Origin of the sequence: Psychrobacter sp. T6-6 (assembly GCF_052258185.1) — a bacterium.
Lineage (GTDB): Bacteria > Pseudomonadota > Gammaproteobacteria > Pseudomonadales > Moraxellaceae > Psychrobacter.
The window spans coordinates 319885-339912 of the sequence record NZ_JBQQEX010000001.1; the positions used below are offsets into that span (position 1 = coordinate 319885).

The window sequence follows — 20028 nt, forward strand, 5'->3', positions numbered from 1 at the left end:
TTATGGACGCTCTATGTATACGAACCTAGCCATCGAGCAAGCTGTCATTGGCAGGCAAAAACCTTAGCATATAAAGTAACAACCTCACCCCTATTCAGGTAAATTTGCTACAATGTGCCCAATTTTGATTGACTATCTGACTGCTGTTCTAAATGCCTATTTTAAACGCGCTTCGTTTCGTACAGGTGAGGTTTTAGGCTTACGCCATAATCAGTCTTATAGTCACTACATACCAACTATTTTTATTAATACATTGAGAGACTATTATGGGTTTTAATTGTGGCATCGTCGGCCTACCAAACGTGGGTAAATCCACTTTGTTTAATGCATTAACCAAAGCGGGTATTGCCGCTGAAAACTTTCCATTTTGTACCAAAGATCCCAATACTGGTATCGTACCAGTACCTGACCCTCGCCTAAAGCAACTGGCTGATATCGTCAATCCTGAGCGCGTGATGCCTACGACGATGGAGTTTGTCGATATTGCAGGGTTGGTCGCAGGCGCTTCAAAAGGTGAAGGTATGGGCAACCAGTTCCTAGCCAATATCCGTGAGACTGATGCGATTGCTCACGTCGTTCGCTGTTTTGACGATGATAACGTGGTACACGTTGATGGTCGCGTCAGCCCGATTGATGATATTGAAACCATCAATACTGAGCTGGCTTTAGCCGACTTAGAAGCCGTTGAACGCGCTATCCTTAACTTGACCAAGAAAGCCAAGGGCGGTGACAAAGACGCCAGTGCCATGCTTGATGTGTTCAAAAAGATTGAGCCATTATTAGCAGAAGGCAAAGCGGCACGTGCGGCTACTCTAGATGCTGATGAGAAAAAACTGATCAGAAGCTATGGTTTAATCACCCTAAAACCTACCATGTATATCGCGAACGTTGCTGAAGATGGTTTTGAAAACAACCCATACCTCGATGCGGTGCGCGACTATGCCACTGGTGAAGACTCTATCGTGATCGCTCTATGCAACCAAATCGAAGCTGAAATTGCTCAGCTGGACGAAGAAGATAAGAAAGACTTCTTAGCTGAGATGGATATGGAAGAGGCCGGTCTTGACCAAGTCATCCGCGGTGGTTACGACTTACTTGATATGCAGACCTACTTCACAGCTGGCGTAAAAGAAGTGCGCGCATGGACAGTAGCCATTGGCGCAACCGCACCGCAAGCAGCAGGCGTGATCCACACTGATTTTGAGCGTGGTTTTATTCGTGCCGAAGTCATTGCCTATGATGATTTCATCGAACATAATGGTGAGAAAGGCGCTGCCGCTGCTGGTAAATCACGTCTAGAAGGCAAAACTTATATCGTGCAAGATGGCGATGTCATGCACTTTAGATTTAACGTGTAGCTTTAGATAGTTAACACTGTTTAGTCGCTAACAAGCCGATGCTGGATATTCTCCAGCATCGGCTTTATTTTATTACTTAATTGTTATAATATAACATATCTTTTTTGTCTTACTCTAGGATTATATTGTGATCAATTCTTTTACTTTTTCCAAATTCGTAAGCGCTGCTCTAATAAGCAGTGTTATGACAGTTTCACTGTTAGGTTGCCAGCCCAAAACAGACAGTGAACCAGTAGCATCTGAAGATGTAACAACCACAGACAGTCATGCAGGACACGATGAACATGCTCATGAAGAGCATGACCACGAAGCACATGATGATATGGAACACGATCATGAAGGACATGATCACGAAAGTCATAATGGCATGGACACTCACGAAGGACATGATCATGCAGGTCACGACCATTCTGAGCACGCCAGCAACAGCATACCGTTCACCTGTGAGCCAGCTGCTACTATCGGTGTCTCTTATCATAATGATGTTACGCCGCAGACAGCGCATCTGCTTATCGATGGTATCGAGTACGATTTGTCAGCGGCTTCTGATAGCAATGTGAATACGGATAAAGCCACCTACACCAGTGATATTGGCTTAGATAACGATCATGGTATTATCTGGCAAGTAAATGGTGACAGTGCGACATTGCGGAATAAGACAATAGACGGCGCTATCGCTCCTGAAGACGAAGACGTACTTTTTGACTGTCAGAAGTCTTAATATAGTCCGTTCAATATCTATTAGTTATAAAGGCGGCGAGTGACAGTACTATTATGAGTCAGCTAGGCAAGACTGACACTCTATTCACTGTATAAAGAATGGACTATAGCTGTACCAAGGGCGCTATTTTGCTATGCTAGAGGCTCCCTTGGTTTCGGATGTTTTAGTATGCTAACCTCTCCCTCTTTGCTGTCTTCTACCGCGCAATGGTCTCATCTTCTTAACTCGCAACGTCTTGGCGCTGCCAAAAAGCCTAACGCCAATACCAGTACACGATCTCAGTTCCATAAAGACTACGATAGGTTGGTATTTTCTCACTCATTTCGTCAATTAAACCAAAAAACCCAAGTCCATCCTTTGACCAATCAACTGGGCATTCATACCCGCCTCACACATTCACTTGAGGTATCCTCTATTGGGCGCTCCTTAGGCATGATGGCAGCAGAAAAACTCCATGATAAGTTGGGCAGTGGTCTACCAGCAGGCGTCTCACCATATGATGTCGGGGTGATAGTACAGGCCGCCTGTCTCGCTCACGATATTGGCAACCCGCCCTTTGGCCATGCTGGAGAGTACGCCATTCGTGATTGGTTTAGGCAGTCCGACCCTCAGGCAGTATTACAACAGCTAAGTAGCAATGAGCGACTGGACTTACTGGCTTACGAAGGCAATGCTCAAGGGTTTCGGCTCTTAGTACGCAATGAGCATCATCCTGATAAAGGCGGTATGCGTCTCACCTGCGCAACGCTAGGCGCTTTTATGAAGTATCCTTGGCTCGCCACTCACAGCAATGATACTAATGATAAAAACCACAATATACAGAAGTTTGGCTGCTTTTATAGTGAAGCTGCTCAGTTAGAGGAGCTGGCAGCGTGTTTACAGCTGCCGCGCGCCGCACAACACGATGGGTTTGCTCGTCATCCTTTAGCTTATCTATTAGAAGCGGCAGACGACATCTGCTATGCCCTAATTGATTTAGAAGATGGCATTAATCTCAATATGCTAACCTATCATGAGGTTGCCACGATATTTTATGAATTGATTGGTGAGCGTCCTGATAGCGTCAGCCTGCCCGCGCACATGTCTGTTAGGCAGAGCCTCGCATCATTGCGATCACGCGCTATGATGCGTTTGGTTAATACAGTCACCGATGCTTTTGTCGCCAACAGTGCAGCGTTGCTGGCTGGTACACTGCAAGGCAGCTTGTTTGCTCACTGTGATACTAGCGTACAAAACGGTATCTTGCAGGCCAAGCAATTAGCGCGTGAAAAGATATTCAATCACCCAAGCAAAGTCAGAATGGAGCTGATGGCCAATCAATGTCTGCATCGTCTGATGGATGCTTTTGTGCCATTGGCTTGGATAGGCTCTCAAGTAGACAGCTTATCATCGATGTCTTTTGAGCAGCAGCGTCTACTGAGCTTGCTACAGCCACATTTTGACGAACATCGCCGCGTGTTATCAGACGATATTTATGACAATATATTGAATATTTTAGATTTTATTACAGGTATGAATGACCACGAGGCTTATCGATTGGCGCAAGAACTGCAGGGCCATTGGGGTACCGTGGTTTAAAAAACTAGGTACAGATCTAGTAAATTCACACGAATTGCGCATTTTGGTCGTATTTATGCGTTGAAATGAGTATGATAAACACTTATCGGACAATTTTGAAATATTATGAGCAGTCGCGAACAAAAGAAACTTCAAACTCGGCACGCTTTTTTTAACGCCGTACTCGATCTATGTATGACAGGGCAATCTTTTAGCTCTATTAGTCTCAGGCAAGTCACCCGCGAGGTTGGCGTAGTGCCGACTGCGTTTTATCGTCATTTTGATGATATGGAGTCACTAGGGCGCGCCTTAGTCATCGAGGAGCTGGGCGGTACACTAGCCGCGCTTAGCGATAGTCTACAAATCGGACGCAAGCGCAGTTTTGATCGTCAAATAGCCAAGAGCATTCAGCTGTTTTTGTATATGGTCAGCGACCAGCCTTATTACTGGCAGTTTTTGGTCAGTGAGCGTTATGGCGGTTCAGAAGCGGTACGCAAAGCTATCAATGAGTTAGTAAAAAAGCATGCTCAAAGCTTAGCAGATGATTTGGCGTTACAGCCAGCGTTTACGCATATCAATGCTTATGATCGCCGTTTGCTGGCTGAGGCTGGCGTAAATATGTTCTTTTCTTGGATTATCGACTGGTTGGAGTTGACCTATACTGAAGACCACGATGATGAGATCGATCTAAATGAGATCGAAGAGAATAAGCAGTTGATGCTCCATAATTGTACTCGTCAAGCACAGATGTTGTTTTATGGTGCTTATAACTGGAAATCGAGTGAAGAGACTCGCCTGCGAGATTAATGAGTCATTCACGATGATTCACTAAAAACTCGGACGAAAAGCCCAGAGTCGCTGTCCAACCACTTTGATTTCTTTGGGCGTGTCGCTATTGGTATTACCACCATCAGTACCGTTTGGGGTTTGGTTATTATTTGACTGCTGGCTGTCATTCACTGCGGTCTTGCTGATTAAAACGGTAGCAAAGCGCTGTCTACCCCGTCCATTATCAGTCACAGCATTGTCATTTGCTGTGATAAGCGCCATAAAAGCTTGACTGTCAACTGCTAGCAACGGGGCTATCGCTTGACGCTGTGTATCATCTACGTCGCTCAGATTTGCCAGCTGCCATATCTCATCGATAGAGGTCAATGCTTGTCTTGCGCGCGCGTCGACCAATCCTTGCATCTGCTGGCTAGTTGCACCATCAATCAGTGCTGCTAACAATACTGGGCTGGCAGCATTGATGTTGATAGGCACGTAATAAGGAACCGCAGTCAGATAAGGTCGCATAGTCGCTAATGCCTCAGCACTTACCCCTTGCACTTCTTGTAACTGATCAATACTGACAAAAGGTTGATTAGGTAAAGCGCCATTTGCAGTGCCGTTTAACTGCTGGGCGTATACTGTGCTTTCATCACCGCCATCTTGATAGACATCGCTGTCCGTGTCTTGCCAATCAAGTACCGCAACAGCAATATCTGTCTCTAGGTTTAGTTCAGTCAATAATCGTTGAAAGACTGCCAGTGCAGCCGTATTAACCGCACCGCCTTGATACAAATTATTGATATTAAAACGACCCGCCTCATCGCGTAACTCAACACTAATACCATGGTTCGCCAATGTGTAAGGCGGAATTGGCTGTGCCCAAATGTCTCGCTCACTATCGGTATCGTTAAGCTGACTATCCGCGCGAATCATCGTCACTGCCAACTGTTGACCGGCATCGATATCTTGCAATAGCTGATTTTGATCAAACAATAAGCCGCTACGCCTAATAGCGACCTTTTGACTGGCTAGCATCGCTCCTGCAACCACGGTAATACTCACGACCAATAGTAATATCGTGAGCAGCGCCACACCGCGCTGAGCGTTCACTGTTATTGACATATATAGCCTTTATCGCTCGGCAAGCGATGCCTGTTAGATACCACCCTTTCAATTACCATTTTCTATACTGCCATTATTTATATTGCTGCCGCTGCTACCATTACTATCACTACCACTATCGTTACCATTACCCTCAGGATTGTTAGTCACGCTTGGCGTACTTTGTGGTATCGGCTGCGGAGTAAGCGCCCACTGCCACGTGATTGGCATATCTTGATACGTAAAATTAATAGAAACACCTTTTGGGAGCAGAACAGCATCGGGCTTACTACTCTCGGTATTTGCTGTCTGTCCCAAGGCGGTGTTGATATTGGTGCTACTACTATTGATATCATCACTTGGAAATTTAGGGCTTAGCTCTGGTAGATAGGCTTGCCAACGTCCTACGCTAATATCTTCTAATAGCACGCTGTCTAAGCTGACGCTATTGCTTCCATTTTCTAGACTGGTGTACTGCCGACGTATCAAGCGCCCATCTGCAAATACATATTCGATATGCTGGATACTCGTGCTGCTTTGATAGCGTGGGTCAGGATCAGCAAAACGTACAAAGCTGATGTGCTCACTATCTACCTTCATAAAAGGCTCAGGTACTGTTTCGCTGGTTTGCTCGCCTGCTGGACTGGTACTATCTGTACGGTTATTTGTAAGCACAGCAACACTGACGTTTGGATCGCTAGGCGCTTGGTAAGGGACTACTTGTGCCATATCTTGTTGCAGCTGCAAATAAGCATACTGTAGTACAGCCAAGTTATCAGCATGGGTTTGGGCGCGTTCACGAGCGCGGTTGACACTATCAAATACTTGCCAGCCTGCGACTGCTAGCATCGCGAATATCGCCATAGCAACCATCAGCTCGAGCAGTGTAAATCCACGCTGTCGCTTCACAGGCCATCTCCTGCTTGCCCGGTACTATCACCACCCACGTTATTAAAGTCTAAGCTTGCCGTATCTTGCTCAGCATTACTTAGCATGATACTAATATCAGTGACCGAGGTACGTGTTTGTCCATCTATGATAGGTGCCACCGATATATTAACTTCTTTTAACGCAGGTGTGATGGCATCGCCAACTGTCATCACTATTTGCCAGTCACGACCTTGAGCATTCACGGTTTGAGTACGATTGGCGGTCAGCCATGTCTCTTGGATTCGTAAGTCAGCAGCGGCATTTTGCGCCACAAAATGAGCGAGCGTACGGGTACGCAATATATCAACCGATCTTAAATACGCACTGCTGGCACGGCTGGCTGCTACTGCCACTACTGCCAAGATAGCTAAAGCAACCATCACTTCGATTAACGTAAATCCACTCTCACGTTTAGCATTGATTGCTCTCGGCTTATTCATCGTTCTGGGACTGTTAGATCGTTTACTCACTATAGTCCCTGCCCTATCATCATACTACCATCAGGCATAATGGTAATCACTTCCCCTACTAGTCGCGAGTCATGGATGACTTCAATAGTAACTGGTGTCGCTTGTCCCGTACCAAACCATAATAGCTGTGGTACGGTTTGATCACTAAACCAAGGTTGTAGCGACTGCGTCTGTCCTGTACTTGTCAGATTGATAGCGTCCAAACTTTGGACTCTGATACTGACACCAGCAGGTAACTCAGGCAAGCTCACTTCTGACTCAAGATCCCAGCTCGGTGTTGGCTGCTGCTCTCCAGTGGAGCCTGACATACCGCCCAGATCTGCAGACAGCTCCATCGAGTTTTTCGACTGGCTGTCGAGGTTATTTGAGAAGGAGCCTGATAGGGTGCCTGATATGCTATCAGCAGTTTGATAAGCAATATAAGGATTCGACAAGGTGACGATGACGGGCTCTATTTGACCTTGATTATCTGCTTGTAGACGCAAGCCCATTGGCTGCATACGCTCAGCTGATAGTAGACGAACGTAGCTCAAAGAATCGGTAAAGTGCTCATAAAAGGCGCGGTTTTTTCGGGATTCGCTACTCCCAACAGACAGACTCATCATGCCAGCAAATATAGACAGAATAACCACCACTACTACGATTTCAACCAGCGTAAAGCCAGTCTGCGTGGTCTTATATATCGATAAAGGAGATAATGAGTCACAAACAGCTGTAGGAGCACCGCTGTAGTGAGGGTTGGTAGCTATCGTACCGAAGTGGGTTAAACGTGAGGTTTGACTGATTAAGGCTAAAGGGCGAGTGGCCACTGAGCTGGACTGAGTCTTGACAGTGACCGGCATATCGCACCTATAGAGCCTGTAATTCGTTTATATATGTAGGATAATAGATTTTGCTTTTGTAAATGCTAAAAGGAGACCTTTAAAGTGTTGCCATATCGGGTATGACAACACAAAAATGACGTCATTGAGGATAATCAACACAGTAAATCATAGACCGTTTAGTAATTAGTATTGCGATGCTCTTCTGATTCAGTGTCGATCTGCTCTACTAGCTCTTGCATGTCCTCATCCATCACCTCATCATCCTCAGCGGGATAGTGACTAGGCAACTCTAGCATTTGCTGAACAAAAGCGTAGCGCAAGGTATCACGGCGACCCAAGTAACGCTGATAAAAACTTGAATTTAGCAGCCCTGCACCGCCTTGACCCATCGCCCAAATAGATGACAAATAGTCACGTGTGCTCAAATTACTGTGCTCGTCTTTTAAGTAGGCACTGATAATATCAATCAAGCGCTTCATACGTTGGCGGCGAATATCATATAACTCACCAAATAGGCGATTAAGACCAGTAACTGATGCGGCAAGACGCTCTTCTATTTGATTCAGCAGCATGGCTTTTTGCGGATTAAATAGCTGCTGAAAAATCATGCGGGCAACACCTGCTGATGGGCAGTCATCAATACGATTGATATCGAACAATTGCTCTTCATAACGAATAATAATACGTAGGTAGAGCTCATCTTTGCTAGAAAAATGCTTATATAGCGTGCCTTTGGCCAAGTCTAGCTGATCTGCCAAACTGTCCAACGTAATATCACCATCGCCTGACTCAAGTAGCAATTGCTCTGCCATCGCTAAGATATTCTCTTCTCGTGCCTTGAACTGATGCTGACGACTCATAATCTCTCCTAAAACATGACAAGATTAAGCATACAACCATCATTCACAGCAGTATAGGTAGTAAGCGTTTAATGCTATACCAAAACTGCTAAAGCTCTACAACGGGGAATATGCTTATGTTTGCTGACATAGTTATCGGTAGTCATGTGATTATATTTATTGTGATAAATACTTAGGGGGATTGAACCACAAGACTATCGAATAAATGACTGATTGGTCATAGCATAACCATTTTAGTGGTACTGTGCCAGTAAATTTTCAAAGTTTTTTGCCGTCAATGCCCCTACTTCTTCTGCACTACAACCATACATGTCTGCGACGCAGCTCGCCACGTAGGGCACATACGCAGGCTCATTGGGTCTACCGCGTTTGGGGACTGGCGCCAAGTACGGACTATCAGTTTCGATTAATATTCTATCTCTTGGCATTTGTTTAGCAGCATCCTTGATATCTTGCGCGCTCTTAAAACTCACGATACCTGAGAATGAGATATAAAAACCCAGATCCAAAGCACGCTTTGCGGTCTCCCAGTCTTCAGTAAAACAATGAATGATGCCATGCTCAGCGCCCTCACTTTTTAGGATATCTATCGTATCCTCTTTTGCATCGCGCATATGTATCACCAGCGGCTTTTTTAACTGTTGACTGGCATGAACATGGCGCGCAAGGCTGGCTTGCTGCTCTTTTTTATTTTCTGTTGACCAATAGTAATCGAGACCCGTTTCTCCTATTGCCCATACGTGATCAGCCTTTGCAGTTTCTATCAGACGCTCGACTGTCGCTGATTGCAAGACACCAATATCTTCACAGGGATGGATACCCACACTCATCCCTAAATTGAGTGTCTCATCGCCATAGGTACTGACAATATTTGCAATCTCATCATATTCCGCAAAATCACACATAATTGCCATCGCACGCGTCACATTGGCAGCTTTCATGGCATCAATTGCGCCTGTCAGTTGACCATCATACTTGGTTAAATCTAAGCGGTTTAGGTGGCAATGTGTATCTGTAAACATAAATAATCTCGTTATTGGAAGCGTATCGGTAAAAACTATGCAATAAAAACTATGCAAATTAAAAATTCGTTAGTATCTTAATTGTTCTATCAATGATGGTTTTCAAGTAGTGGATGATTTTCGAGCGGCGTAAGTTCAAGCCAAGTAGCGTAAGTGCAGCTACGTGCAACGGAAAATAGACTTACGCTCGGTTGAGTGTTTAATGAGTATATTTTCACTTAACGTATGGTGCCTAACGTTAATGCAGTGGCACCACACGCATGACTTCTTCTATCGTTGTCACCCCTTCGCTAATGCGTTTAGCACCTGAGAGACGCAGTGGCTGTACCCCTTCACGGTACGCTTGTTGTTTGAGCACATCTAAGTTTGCATCAGCGGCGACCAGTTTTTTCAATTCATTAGATAATGGCATAATCTCGTAGAGGCCAACTCGGCCCTGATAGCCTGTATGGCGGCAGTGCTCACAGCCCTGCGCCATATAAATCTGTGCAGGTACTGCTGCACGCCATGGTTGGACCAACTCTTGCCATTGAATGGCGATTTCGCTATCTGGTGTCACGTCTATTGCTTGCTTGCAATGCGAGCATAGCGTACGTAGCAATCGCTGTGCCATAACCCCTAGTATCGTCGCTGACGTCAAAAATGGCTGGATACCGAGATCATGCAGACGAGTGAGCGAGCTTGGTGCATCGTTGGTGTGGAGCGTCGAGAGTACCAAATGCCCTGTTAGTGAAGCCTGCACGGCCATATTTGCCGTTTCGGCATCCCGAATCTCTCCTACCATAATAATGTCAGGATCCTGACGCATCAACGAGCGAATACCATCAGCAAAGTACAGATCAACTCCTGGATTGACCTGCATTTGGTTAAATGCAGGCTCTATCATCTCAATCGGATCTTCAATCGTACAGACATTGACTTGCTCAGTGGCCAGTTGCTTAAGCGTGCTATAAAGAGTCGTGGTCTTACCTGAGCCTGTCGGGCCCGTGACTAGAATAATACCATTAGGGTTCGCAGTCAGCTGATGCCAAGTCTCAAGCTGCTTGCCTGAGAGACCGAGCTGAGCAAATGAGCGTACGAGTACTTCAGGATCAAATACACGCATGACCAGCTTTTCACCAAAGGCAGTGGGCATGGTTGAGAGACGTAACTCAGTCTCCAATCCTTTTGGTGTACGGGTTTTTAAGCGACCATCTTGGGGTTTGCGTTTTTCTGCGACATTGAGACGCCCCAAAATTTTGATACGTGCTGTCACTGCCACGATGATCGCAAGCGGCATCTCATACACAGTATGTAGCACGCCATCGATACGGAACCGCACTTTTCCCGTCTCACGGCGTGGCTCTAAATGGATGTCACTGGCGCGCTGTTCAAAGGCATATTGCAACAGCCAATCAACGACTCTGACAATATGCTGATCATTGGCATCAGGATTGGTATTGTCACCCAACTGCAATAACGCTTCGACATTAGTGACATCAGCCGCGGCGCGTTTGTGAACACTATTTGCCCCAGCGATCGCTTGCGTGACTTGATAGAACTCCTGACGGTAACGGTTGATTTGGTCAGGACTAATATAAACCGTGCGATAGTTCTTTAATTTAATCAGCTTTTCAATACTGGAGTGCCAATCGGTATAAAAAGGCTGGTCGGTACCGATGACGACCTCATCTAGAGTAACCTCTATCGGCAAAATATGCTGTGAGCGCGCGTACTCAAACGACATCAGCTGCGTGACGGCAGGCACATCAATCTTGAGCGGATCGATACGGACCAGCGGCACGCCCGCTTTTGATGCTAGCCACTGATTTAACCATGCCAGCGTCAGTTTACTTTCAGCGCTAGTGTCTGCTGCATGACCATTCGGCAACCCAAACTCACTAATCGTCAGCAGTGGATGCTGCGTTTTATCACGGCGACTGGTAATCACTAGATTGTAGCTGCGCTGATCAATGATTTTATCTGCCAACAACTCATCTAGGCACCAACGCAAATCAATCACTATCGAATAATTTTGAGCAGACATATTTTTCTTCTTTTATTATAGTTAAATGGTCTCTTATCAGACAAGGCATCAACTCATACGAGCGCTATTGCCACCACTAATGTTATTTGTAGCTGCCCTGACGCTATTAGCCTAAAGCCCACATCAACAGACTTATAACGCATCACAAATGATGCATCCACCTCATGACGACGATAAGCTGGACGCGGGTCTTGAGCGATTAGCGCTTTGATAGCATCGATATCAGAGACTACCAGCTGGCTTTGTATCTGGCGAAGTGCTGCAGCTACTGTAGCATTTCTGGTGGCACTTTTTATATGGCTACTTATGTGGTTACTTATATGAGTACTGCCCTCGTCACTATCGTTGATACCAGCTGGTTCTTCAGTGCTCACTAGCAGCATAAACTGCTCGTACGCATGCTCGGTCATGATCACATCTAGCAGCGTTGGCGCAGCGGGTGCAAACCCGCTTTGTGCCTGTATGAGTGCATCGCTATAGGAAACATACGGCTTTATATCAATAATTGGGGTGCCGTCTATCATGTCGGCACCTTTAATGATAAGTAGTATACGACCTTGTATCACCTCTACACGCTCAAGCTTGACAACAGACAACCCCAATGCTGATGGTCGGTACATACTACGACTGGCAAACACCCCTATTTTTTGGTTACCACCCAATCTTGGAGGGCGCACTTGTGCTCGAAAATTACTATCCGCTTGATGATTGTCGCTATGTCCAGAATTTTTGTATCGATAATTATGATGAAACTGCCAACTGATCCATATATGACTAAAAGCATCTAAACCCCCAAACGCGGCTGGCGTATCATAAGGCGCGACCATCTCTATAGCGCTGGTCAGCGCGACCAAATTTGGCTGGCGCGGTGCTCCAAACTTTTGTGAAAGCGGTGCACGGTGGTAGCCAATGATAGGCGCTTGATGATAACCAACTAAAGGCATATTGCCATCAGACATAAGCCTGCTCCAGTAATAGCTGACTGTCTTTTTTAGACAGTTTTATCAAATGATACAAAATTACTCACTAACGATATTCCATTTTATCATGCTAGAAGGTAACGGCTAGACGGATTTTTATTTTAAAGTTTGGTATTATGAGCAATAATTTTGATGAGAGTCTTTTTCATTTGTACTCTCTGATACTTATTTGTAAAGGCTATTAGCATCGATTATGAATGGGTATACGAAATACAATATAGGCTACCTTCCCTTCTATAGAGACTGATAGGCCAGATTTATTATTAAACCTTCGTTACTTACGTTTTAATAATCAGTATTTTCGATAACTATTAGAATACTGGTAGGTTTTTATATTTTTTAATCTATCATTGAAAATTTTGATTTAATACGTATTTAAACGTGACGACACCGACAGCAACTTATTAATTAACGAGGACTTTATGTCAAAACTTCGCACCGAAACGGTCACAGAGGTTCATCACTGGAATGACTCTCTATTTAGCATCAAAACCACTCGTGACGATGGCTTACGCTTTCGTAATGGCGAATTTGCGATGATTGGACTTGTTGTCGATGGTAAACCATTGCTACGTGCTTACTCGATTGCCAGTCCTAACTACGAAGACCAATTAGAGTTCTTTTCTATCAAAGTTCAAGACGGTCCATTGACGTCACGCTTACAGCATATCAAAGTGGGCGATGAGTTACTGGTCAGCAAAAAACCCACCGGCACATTGGTACTAGATGACCTATTGCCTGGTAAGCATCTATATATGCTCTCAACGGGTACTGGGCTTGCACCATTCTTAGCGTTAGCACGTGATCCTGAAGTTTATGAACGCTTTGATAAAATCATCTTAGTACATGGTGTCCGTCATGCTCATGACTTGGCTTATCGTGATATGTTCGAAAACGAGCTGCCTAATGATGAGATATTTGGTGAATGGTACCGCGAAAAATTCATCTACTACCCGACTGTTACTCGTGAAGAGTTTAAGAATCAGGGACGTGTCACAGACTTAATGAAGTCAGGTAAACTGTTTGAAGATATTGGCTTGCCACCGATGAATAAAGACGATGACCGTGTCATGTTATGTGGTAGCATGCCGTTCAATGCTGAGGTTTCAGAGATTCTAGATGGCTTTGGTCTTACTGTTTCACCACGTATGGGTGTGCAAGCTGACTATGCCGTTGAGCGTGCCTTTGTCGGTTAGATTGAGAGTAACTTAGGGAATAAAAAATTATCTAAAATAATTCTTGACGCCTGCAAATAGGCTGCTATAATACGCAGCCTATACAGTCAACACTGTAGCCAAATTCGATAACAGTTGTAATAAACATTATCTCCTAACATGCCAGTGTGATGGAATTGGTAGACATGACGGATTCAAAATCCGTTGCCTTTAAAAGCGTGTCGGTTCGAGTCCGACCACTGGTACCATATAGCAGTCTAAGTAAGTCTGAGCAAGTCTGATTAGCCCTTATGTTTCATAGCATAGGGGCTTTTTTATGTCTGTATGTGTCTGTACTTGTCTGTTGTAAACCGAGATTATTAACAGTAAACTTGGCAGTAATTACCGTTTTTACTGTTTTAATGACTGGAATTTACTGTTATGGCTCGCATCACTAACCCACTGACTAATACCGAGGTCGCCAAAGCCAAGCCTAAAGATAAGCCTTATCGATTATATGACGGCAACGGTTTAGTGCTGAATATTGCGAAGTCCGGTACCAAAACTTGGTATTATCAATATAGTCGTCCTTATACCGGCATCGCTGATATGTTCAAACTTGGTCGCTACCCTGCACTATCGTTAGCCGATGCTCGCAAAAAACGTGCTGAGTGTGATGCGCTGATCGAAAACAACGTCGACCCAAAGACTGACAACCAAAATCAGATAGCGACTGAGCGCAATAAAATAGCGAATGATTTTAAATCGGTGTTTGATGAGTGGTTAAAAACCAAAAACTACTCAGAGTCGACGCTAAGTAAAACAAGAACGGCAGTTGATGAGATAATTGCGGTTATCGGCAATAAGCCGGTAAGTGAAATTACAACTGTTGACTGTATGGCAGTATTAAAACCGATTGAGGCAGCCGGTCATTTTACCAAGTTGCAAAAGACTCGCACCAAGATTAGCCAGGTCATGACTCATGCTATCGCTACCGGTCGCGCCACACAAAATCCAGCCTTACACTTGCGTGGTGTTTTTGGTACCGGCGAAGTAAAACACGCACCGGCTATATTAGATGAGCGTCGACTTGGTGAACTGGTAACAGCCATAGAAGGCTATCATGGCAACTTCTCCACTCGTAGGGCGTTACGCTTTGCAATCCTGACATTTGCGCGTGTCGGTGAAGTGCGGCACCTGAAATGGTCTGATTTAGACTTAGACAAGGGCGTTTGGATCTACACGCCACCAAAGACAAAGAAAAGCACCGGCGTTGATATGGTGTCTCCACTATCAACACAGACATTGCAAGTAATCGATGAAATGCGCGAATACGCCACTGGTGAGTATGTTTTCCCTTCGTCCATGTCAAAAAGTAGGGTCTTATCTGAGAATACACTCAATCAAGCACTCAAACGTATGGGCTTTGACAGTAGCGAGCAAACGAGCCAAGGCTTTAGGGCAATTGCTAGAACGCTGCTAGAGGAACGCCTAGAGTTTGAATATGCGCTGATTGATATGCAACTGGCGCACAAGGTAGTTGATGGCAATGGTCGCGCTTATAACCGCGTTAAATGGCTCGAAAAACGAAGGCTGATGATGCAAAAATGGGCTGACTATCTCGACTCTCTCAAAACCTAGGCACAAAAAAACAGCCCACTCGAATTAACGAATGGGCTTAGATCTAGACTCCGCATACTACAAAATCTATTTACCTTTGCAGGGTGTAGCTATTATAGCAGATAAACGTGGCTAGGTGCTTAATTATCTTTAGCGGCCCATCTTAGATTGCCAACGATACGGCGTGACCAACCGCGACCAAATGTCGCCCATGTGCCTAAGCGCGTGTAAAAGTCCAAACGCTCAGCATTGAATAGCAAGATAATATCGTTTTGGTCCATTGCTTTAACTGCTGCTAATGTACGCGGTCCTATAATACCGTCATCACTCGCGCCGATAGCTCGCTGTAGAAACTTGACCGCGTTACGGTTGCCATGATTGTATGCTGCATCGACTACCTGCCAAGCAACAGCGCGTGGTAGATCGTCGCCTTTCACCGCTTGCCAATATGACTTGTCAGCGATTGCTTGAGCCGTGGCTTTTGGTAAACTACGCATTGGACCATTATAACCATGAGCGCGGGCAACACGTTTTGTCACACCCCACATTGTCTCACCGCCAGGGTCACTTGGATGATTGACATAACCGCCCTCATGCTCCATTAGTCGATTGAATAAACCTTCAAAAATACTCATTTTCTACACTCCAAAAAAGCCCCATTAAGGGGCGTGTTTATTGCATTTACCTGATACCTTGCGAACCTGCATATATGCGCTGTATCGCGTGACAAGAAGCAATGCTAGTAGCCACGCTACAAAGCCTAAAAACCTTGCGAGCGTATAACCCCAGTGCCCTTGATAGCCAATCGTGTGAAGTGTCGGGTATGATGTAATAGCTGATGATGCCAAAAAACCATATACTGCCCAACTTAAAGCACCCGAACAAACTAGAGCCAACTCAATTATGGGCGTATAGACACCATCGTCAACGACACGCATACGTGTCATCATGACAGCTAAACCTAGGACAACAGCGCAGACCGCCATCGTTAAATCAAGATAGATTGGCGCTATCATCGCTACCTCCTTTTTTGTAATCCGTGTCGACTTGAAAATCATCGTCTATCGATGTGTCAAACCCTGTGCGTTTGCGTACCGCCTGATTCAGCGTTTTGTTGATACGTTTTTGGTTGCTAATCCACACCTGCGTACCTGCTACCAGTGGCGCACTAAACAGACCTGCTAGTAGTGCAAACAATGGTAGAGCGCCTGATTGAGACTCGCTGAAAACATCGATAGCTAGGCTTAATGCAACACCACTAAACAGACCTATCAATGCTTTTGCTAAACTTGGATAGTAAAAACGCACATCAATCTCAGGTATTTTAACGAATGCAGCACACAAACCACCTGCTGCCGAGAAAACCCATACACCTGTCCAACTCAGCAGAAACGGTGCAGGCAAAACCTTCGACTCAATAAGCTGTTCAGTCGCCCATGCGCTGATTGGGTATGATGCAGCTAGAGCAGCTACACAAGCCCACCATAGCTGCCAAAACTTAATCCTAGGCATCACTCCCCCTAATTTTAGATAATAAAAAACCCCGATTAAGGGGCTTCGTTAAACACGTATTAGGCAACTAGCACCCAGCGATAATATACTTTAGTGCCAACAGGTAAATCTTTTGCGCTTACTCGTATTGTTGCATCGTTTACTGTGTGCCAGTTCAGCGAGTAGGGGACTAAATAATCGTCTTTGTAAACAGATAGCTGTAAATTAAACTTATCTAAACTCCCCCAATTTACTGAGATGTTGCCAAAAGTCGTCGTAGCACCTGCTTGCTGCAAAATAACGTGACCGATACCCTCTTTTAGTATCTTGAGTCTACCTGTCGGCGTGTTAGGTAGTAAACGTGTCTCGTCAGATACAGTGACACTGCCACGTATCGCTTTAGTACCAGAGTTTGATGCACGAGCTTCGACTGAACCGCCTGTTACTGTGACATCGCCATCGTTTGTAATTAAACCAAATACTGGATCAGTACCCGTACCAACTGCCAGAATATCTGGGGCTGTAATTGTAGTCCTTGCGCCCACAGTGCGTGAGCAGTTAAATCCACCGACACCCTCAAATCGTGAGTCGTTAACATGCAAGTCAAGCAACCCACTTGATACTAAAGACGCACCATCGGGTGAGATATAAGTGCCACCGTGAAAATTCACTCGACCAGTCGTACCTTCCTGTAGCGATATATTAACGGCTGTACCGTTATTAACCGTTCGCACGTCACAGTTATTAAAATTAATCTCACCAAAAGACCTGTTGTTGAGTGTGACAATATTAATACCTGCTAGACCATTCGCCACTAAACCTTCTTCGGCATACGCACTACAGTTAGTGTAGTTCACAAGTACGTTGTCGTCATATGGGTGGAACATTTCAACGGTACGAGCACTAGCAACCCCTGTGCAGCTATACAAATCGACCTTAGCGCAACTGGTTTGCTCAAACAGTACTTGGTTGTCAATTGACGTACAGCCAAGATAATAACCTGTTGTTCTTTGTTCCGTTGGGTTTGACAGCGCCCAATGACCATAACCTGTACAGTGTATTGCTTCTACGCGCTCAACAGCAAAGTTCACAACCTCGCTGCACATAACGCCATGTACGCGCTCGCTTGGCGCACTACCCGCATTGTTTGCGTCCGCTGTAAAGTCAACAAATCTACAATTATCATGTACCATCTGTATGACGTTATTGCGTTGAGGATTGCGAGTCCACAGCTCAGGTATTACTGTCAATCCTGAGACAGCTTTGCTTATACCAAAAACGACCTGACCATCTTTGCCTGTGTTTATGCCCTCTGATGTACCATACTTAGCTGCTAAAAATACGTGATGACCACTTTGCATTGCCATTTTTACAGCAGCACTATCGTCAACAATGTTACCTAATGTACTTTTTGCACCGTACATCTCTGGCGTTACGATTTTAAAACCACCAACTAAGCCGATACCCGTTGGCGATGCCAAATCTTGACGTAGTGCTACATCACTAACCTCGCGCCACCCATTAGCAGTAAAGCCACCTGTGGCTTCTGGTGAGCTATTAGCAGGCACAGTCTTTGGTAAATCGCCTAACCATTTGTAGAGTTTACCGTCTGATGCCTTGCGTAGTGCTTGATTGCGCTGCGTGATGGTAGCGCCTAATTCAAAGCTGTCTATAATCACAAAGCCAAGTTTTGATACTTGAGTATCAATAGCCTGCCCGACGGCTATTACTGCTAAATCTACAGCAGATTGCCGCGCAGATTCTATAGCTGCATCAATTTGAGCAATAACATCATCGTTCCAGTTATTACGCATCATCGCAGCTTTGTAGAACACCTGACGACCGTACTGATCTAAGACCTTGACACTGTAGATAATCTCAGATGCGTGTAGCTCTATCATGTCACCGCTATCATTGATAAAACCGCCTTTGGTACGTACAGGCTGACTTATCGGCTTTGTCATCTGGTCATCTGAAAATATATCAATAGGATAAAACTCAGGGTCTTTATTTTTTTCACCAAAGAAAATCATGCCGTAATCTAAGGGGCGACCTGTGCTATCACCAATATACATATGTGGTGATACGGTCAAAGGTGTGCGTAATGCCATGTTGCTCTCCAAAATTTAGGCAAAAAAATACCCGCGCAAGGCGGGATTGTGGGCAATAAAAAAAAGCCCTGCAACTCAATGCAAGGCTTTTTTTATTTGGTTTTAATTAAAAGCTACTTACCTAGACGCTCAACCGCTTCGTTGATGATGCTAGGTAGTTGCGATCTATCTGCAAACTGCACTACGCTGGATAGACTCTCGCGACTCACAACGGCGTGTTCTTGAGGTATAAAGCCAATGTTTGGCTTACCGTTATGATCAAAACTCAGCATCATACGATTACTTTGTATCATACTGGCCATAAAGGCGCGGCATATCTCCTCTTTGTCAAAATCAGGATAACTAGGCAATTTATTGCCACTATTTACTATCGTTCTTTGTAGTGAGTACACATAATCCATCACCTCGTGCTTAACGCCCATGATGTATTGATTGTGCGTAAAACTGGATATTGGTGTGCTTTCTACGTTCAAGCTAAGTATTCGATCATGAACGTACTCAACAGCCTGTGATAACTGCTCAAGCGTCAAATCTTTAATGTGTTTAACGCCAAATCGTTGATGGACTATCTTATAACCTTCTGGGTACATGATGCCTGACTTTCCTACCAGTTTGTTTACAGCATTACGTAATGGCAAGGTTTGTTCAGCGGTAAGTTGATTGTTAAACACCTGAACTGGTGCACCAACTTCTTTATCGAGAATATCAAGTACCCATTTTCGGAACTGCTTGGCGATTTTGGTGCGAGCAAAAAACCCTATAGCGTGACAGCCGCGTAAACTAAATATTCTTACGGACATTTTACGCTTACTGCCACTAATTCCATTGGTCACTGATTCAATGACCAATGTCATTTGATCAGTAAACTCGTCGGAATTATTACTATACAGGTTGCTAACTGACTTAGTGCTCTTGTAGCCAAGCGCTTTAGCAAGGTCGATAGACGTTAGCCATATTTGACCGTTACGCTCAACTGGATTAAATGTGGTTTCGTTAAATGTTAGTGTGTTCATGATGAACTCCTAGTTGTTT

General features: G+C 44.8%; 19 protein-coding genes and 1 tRNA gene. 7 read left to right on the plus strand and 13 right to left on the minus strand.

Going from position 1 to position 20028, the window contains the following annotated elements; all coding sequences use genetic code 11:
• Positions 1 to 266: 266 nt before the first annotated feature.
• The 4 genes from ychF (at position 267) to ACTXGL_RS01235 (ending at position 4443) form a co-directional block, all read left to right on the plus strand.
• On the plus strand, positions 267 to 1358 hold the full coding sequence (gene ychF / locus ACTXGL_RS01220; protein ID WP_443524295.1) for a redox-regulated ATPase YchF: 1092 nt from the start codon (positions 267 to 269) through the stop codon (positions 1356 to 1358).
• 184 nt (positions 1359 to 1542) lie between these two features.
• Positions 1543 to 2079 carry a hypothetical protein gene (locus tag ACTXGL_RS01225; RefSeq protein ID WP_443524296.1) on the plus strand — a complete coding sequence of 179 codons (537 nt, stop codon included), beginning with the start codon at positions 1543 to 1545 and terminating at the stop codon, positions 2077 to 2079.
• Positions 2080 to 2247: 168 nt separating this feature from the next.
• The gene (locus tag ACTXGL_RS01230; protein WP_443524297.1) at positions 2248 to 3657 is read left to right on the plus strand and encodes a deoxyguanosinetriphosphate triphosphohydrolase; all 1410 of its coding nucleotides are present in this window, start codon (positions 2248 to 2250) and stop codon (positions 3655 to 3657) included.
• 105 nt (positions 3658 to 3762) lie between these two features.
• Complete coding sequence (locus tag ACTXGL_RS01235; RefSeq protein ID WP_319050194.1) at positions 3763 to 4443, plus strand: TetR family transcriptional regulator; 681 nt, start codon at positions 3763 to 3765, stop codon at positions 4441 to 4443.
• Positions 4444 to 4464: 21 nt separating this feature from the next.
• Here ACTXGL_RS01235 and gspK read toward each other — a convergent pair whose 3' ends face one another.
• From gspK to tsaA, 8 genes are all read right to left on the minus strand, one after another.
• Positions 4465 to 5529 (minus strand): type II secretion system minor pseudopilin GspK, encoded by a 1065-nt coding sequence (gene gspK, locus ACTXGL_RS01240; RefSeq protein ID WP_443524299.1) that lies wholly within the window; start codon positions 5527 to 5529, stop codon positions 4465 to 4467.
• A 48-nt stretch (positions 5530 to 5577) separates the two neighbouring features.
• Positions 5578 to 6417: a type II secretion system minor pseudopilin GspJ gene (gene gspJ / locus ACTXGL_RS01245; RefSeq protein WP_443524300.1), complete on the minus strand. Its 840-nt coding sequence runs from the start codon at positions 6415 to 6417 to the stop codon at positions 5578 to 5580.
• Positions 6414 to 6908 (minus strand): type II secretion system minor pseudopilin GspI, encoded by a 495-nt coding sequence (gene gspI / locus ACTXGL_RS01250; RefSeq protein ID WP_443524301.1) that lies wholly within the window; start codon positions 6906 to 6908, stop codon positions 6414 to 6416. Before gspI ends, gspJ begins: the two co-directional genes overlap by 4 nt.
• On the minus strand, positions 6908 to 7750 hold the full coding sequence (locus ACTXGL_RS01255; RefSeq protein WP_443524302.1) for a prepilin-type N-terminal cleavage/methylation domain-containing protein: 843 nt from the start codon (positions 7748 to 7750) through the stop codon (positions 6908 to 6910). Before ACTXGL_RS01255 ends, gspI begins: the two co-directional genes overlap by 1 nt.
• Positions 7751 to 7908: 158 nt before the next feature.
• The gene (locus ACTXGL_RS01260) at positions 7909 to 8592 is read right to left on the minus strand and encodes a TetR/AcrR family transcriptional regulator (protein ID WP_443524303.1); all 684 of its coding nucleotides are present in this window, start codon (positions 8590 to 8592) and stop codon (positions 7909 to 7911) included.
• Between the two features lie 233 nt (positions 8593 to 8825).
• Complete coding sequence (locus ACTXGL_RS01265) at positions 8826 to 9614, minus strand: TatD family hydrolase (RefSeq protein ID WP_443524305.1); 789 nt, start codon at positions 9612 to 9614, stop codon at positions 8826 to 8828.
• 238 nt (positions 9615 to 9852) lie between these two features.
• A complete protein-coding gene (locus tag ACTXGL_RS01270) occupies positions 9853 to 11640 on the minus strand; it encodes a GspE/PulE family protein (RefSeq protein ID WP_443524307.1) in 1788 nt (595 codons plus the stop codon).
• Between the two features lie 53 nt (positions 11641 to 11693).
• On the minus strand, positions 11694 to 12599 hold the full coding sequence (tsaA, locus tag ACTXGL_RS01275) for a tRNA (N6-threonylcarbamoyladenosine(37)-N6)-methyltransferase TrmO (protein ID WP_443524309.1): 906 nt from the start codon (positions 12597 to 12599) through the stop codon (positions 11694 to 11696).
• 443 nt (positions 12600 to 13042) lie between these two features.
• Between tsaA and ACTXGL_RS01280 the strand changes: the two genes are divergently transcribed.
• From ACTXGL_RS01280 to ACTXGL_RS01290, 3 genes are all read left to right on the plus strand, one after another.
• Complete coding sequence (locus tag ACTXGL_RS01280) at positions 13043 to 13816, plus strand: ferredoxin--NADP reductase (RefSeq protein WP_319050186.1); 774 nt, start codon at positions 13043 to 13045, stop codon at positions 13814 to 13816.
• Between the two features lie 140 nt (positions 13817 to 13956).
• Positions 13957 to 14043, plus strand: a tRNA-Leu gene (locus tag ACTXGL_RS01285).
• 172 nt (positions 14044 to 14215) lie between these two features.
• Positions 14216 to 15415 (plus strand): tyrosine-type recombinase/integrase, encoded by a 1200-nt coding sequence (locus ACTXGL_RS01290; protein WP_443524310.1) that lies wholly within the window; start codon positions 14216 to 14218, stop codon positions 15413 to 15415.
• Between the two features lie 119 nt (positions 15416 to 15534).
• On the opposite strand, the gene ACTXGL_RS01295 is transcribed toward ACTXGL_RS01290, so the two are convergent.
• From ACTXGL_RS01295 to ACTXGL_RS01315, 5 genes are all read right to left on the minus strand, one after another.
• Complete coding sequence (locus tag ACTXGL_RS01295) at positions 15535 to 16029, minus strand: glycoside hydrolase family 108 protein (protein ID WP_443524312.1); 495 nt, start codon at positions 16027 to 16029, stop codon at positions 15535 to 15537.
• Between the two features lie 24 nt (positions 16030 to 16053).
• Positions 16054 to 16410 carry a hypothetical protein gene (locus ACTXGL_RS01300; protein ID WP_443524313.1) on the minus strand — a complete coding sequence of 119 codons (357 nt, stop codon included), beginning with the start codon at positions 16408 to 16410 and terminating at the stop codon, positions 16054 to 16056.
• A complete protein-coding gene (locus ACTXGL_RS01305; protein ID WP_443524315.1) occupies positions 16388 to 16906 on the minus strand; it encodes a hypothetical protein in 519 nt (172 codons plus the stop codon). The genes ACTXGL_RS01300 and ACTXGL_RS01305 overlap by 23 nt, the downstream gene beginning before the upstream one ends.
• 59 nt (positions 16907 to 16965) lie before the next feature.
• Positions 16966 to 18996, minus strand: coding sequence for a tail fiber/spike domain-containing protein (locus ACTXGL_RS01310; protein ID WP_443524316.1), 2031 nt, complete (start codon positions 18994 to 18996; stop codon positions 16966 to 16968).
• A 113-nt stretch (positions 18997 to 19109) separates the two neighbouring features.
• Positions 19110 to 20009 (minus strand): BRO-N domain-containing protein, encoded by a 900-nt coding sequence (locus ACTXGL_RS01315; protein ID WP_443524317.1) that lies wholly within the window; start codon positions 20007 to 20009, stop codon positions 19110 to 19112.
• Positions 20010 to 20028 lie beyond the last annotated feature (19 nt).

Bases quoted from the DNA above. Each gene is read 5' to 3' on its own strand.
- ychF (WP_443524295.1), top strand. From the start codon at position 267: ATGGGTTTTAATTGTGGCATCGTCGGCCTACCAAACGTGGGTAAATCC.
- ACTXGL_RS01225 (WP_443524296.1), top strand. From the start codon at position 1,543: ATGACAGTTTCACTGTTAGGTTGCCAGCCCAAAACAGACAGTGAACCA.
- ACTXGL_RS01230 (WP_443524297.1), top strand. From the start codon at position 2,248: ATGCTAACCTCTCCCTCTTTGCTGTCTTCTACCGCGCAATGGTCTCAT.
- ACTXGL_RS01235 (WP_319050194.1), top strand. From the start codon at position 3,763: ATGAGCAGTCGCGAACAAAAGAAACTTCAAACTCGGCACGCTTTTTTT.
- gspK (WP_443524299.1), bottom strand. From the start codon at position 5,529: ATGTCAATAACAGTGAACGCTCAGCGCGGTGTGGCGCTGCTCACGATA.
- ACTXGL_RS01255 (WP_443524302.1), bottom strand. From the start codon at position 7,750: ATGCCGGTCACTGTCAAGACTCAGTCCAGCTCAGTGGCCACTCGCCCT.
- ACTXGL_RS01260 (WP_443524303.1), bottom strand. From the start codon at position 8,592: ATGAGTCGTCAGCATCAGTTCAAGGCACGAGAAGAGAATATCTTAGCG.
- ACTXGL_RS01265 (WP_443524305.1), bottom strand. From the start codon at position 9,614: ATGTTTACAGATACACATTGCCACCTAAACCGCTTAGATTTAACCAAG.
- ACTXGL_RS01270 (WP_443524307.1), bottom strand. From the start codon at position 11,640: ATGTCTGCTCAAAATTATTCGATAGTGATTGATTTGCGTTGGTGCCTA.
- tsaA (WP_443524309.1), bottom strand. From the start codon at position 12,599: ATGTCTGATGGCAATATGCCTTTAGTTGGTTATCATCAAGCGCCTATC.
- ACTXGL_RS01280 (WP_319050186.1), top strand. From the start codon at position 13,043: ATGTCAAAACTTCGCACCGAAACGGTCACAGAGGTTCATCACTGGAAT.
- ACTXGL_RS01290 (WP_443524310.1), top strand. From the start codon at position 14,216: ATGGCTCGCATCACTAACCCACTGACTAATACCGAGGTCGCCAAAGCC.
- ACTXGL_RS01295 (WP_443524312.1), bottom strand. From the start codon at position 16,029: ATGAGTATTTTTGAAGGTTTATTCAATCGACTAATGGAGCATGAGGGC.
- ACTXGL_RS01300 (WP_443524313.1), bottom strand. From the start codon at position 16,410: ATGATAGCGCCAATCTATCTTGATTTAACGATGGCGGTCTGCGCTGTT.
- ACTXGL_RS01305 (WP_443524315.1), bottom strand. From the start codon at position 16,906: ATGCCTAGGATTAAGTTTTGGCAGCTATGGTGGGCTTGTGTAGCTGCT.
- ACTXGL_RS01310 (WP_443524316.1), bottom strand. From the start codon at position 18,996: ATGGCATTACGCACACCTTTGACCGTATCACCACATATGTATATTGGT.
- ACTXGL_RS01315 (WP_443524317.1), bottom strand. From the start codon at position 20,009: ATGAACACACTAACATTTAACGAAACCACATTTAATCCAGTTGAGCGT.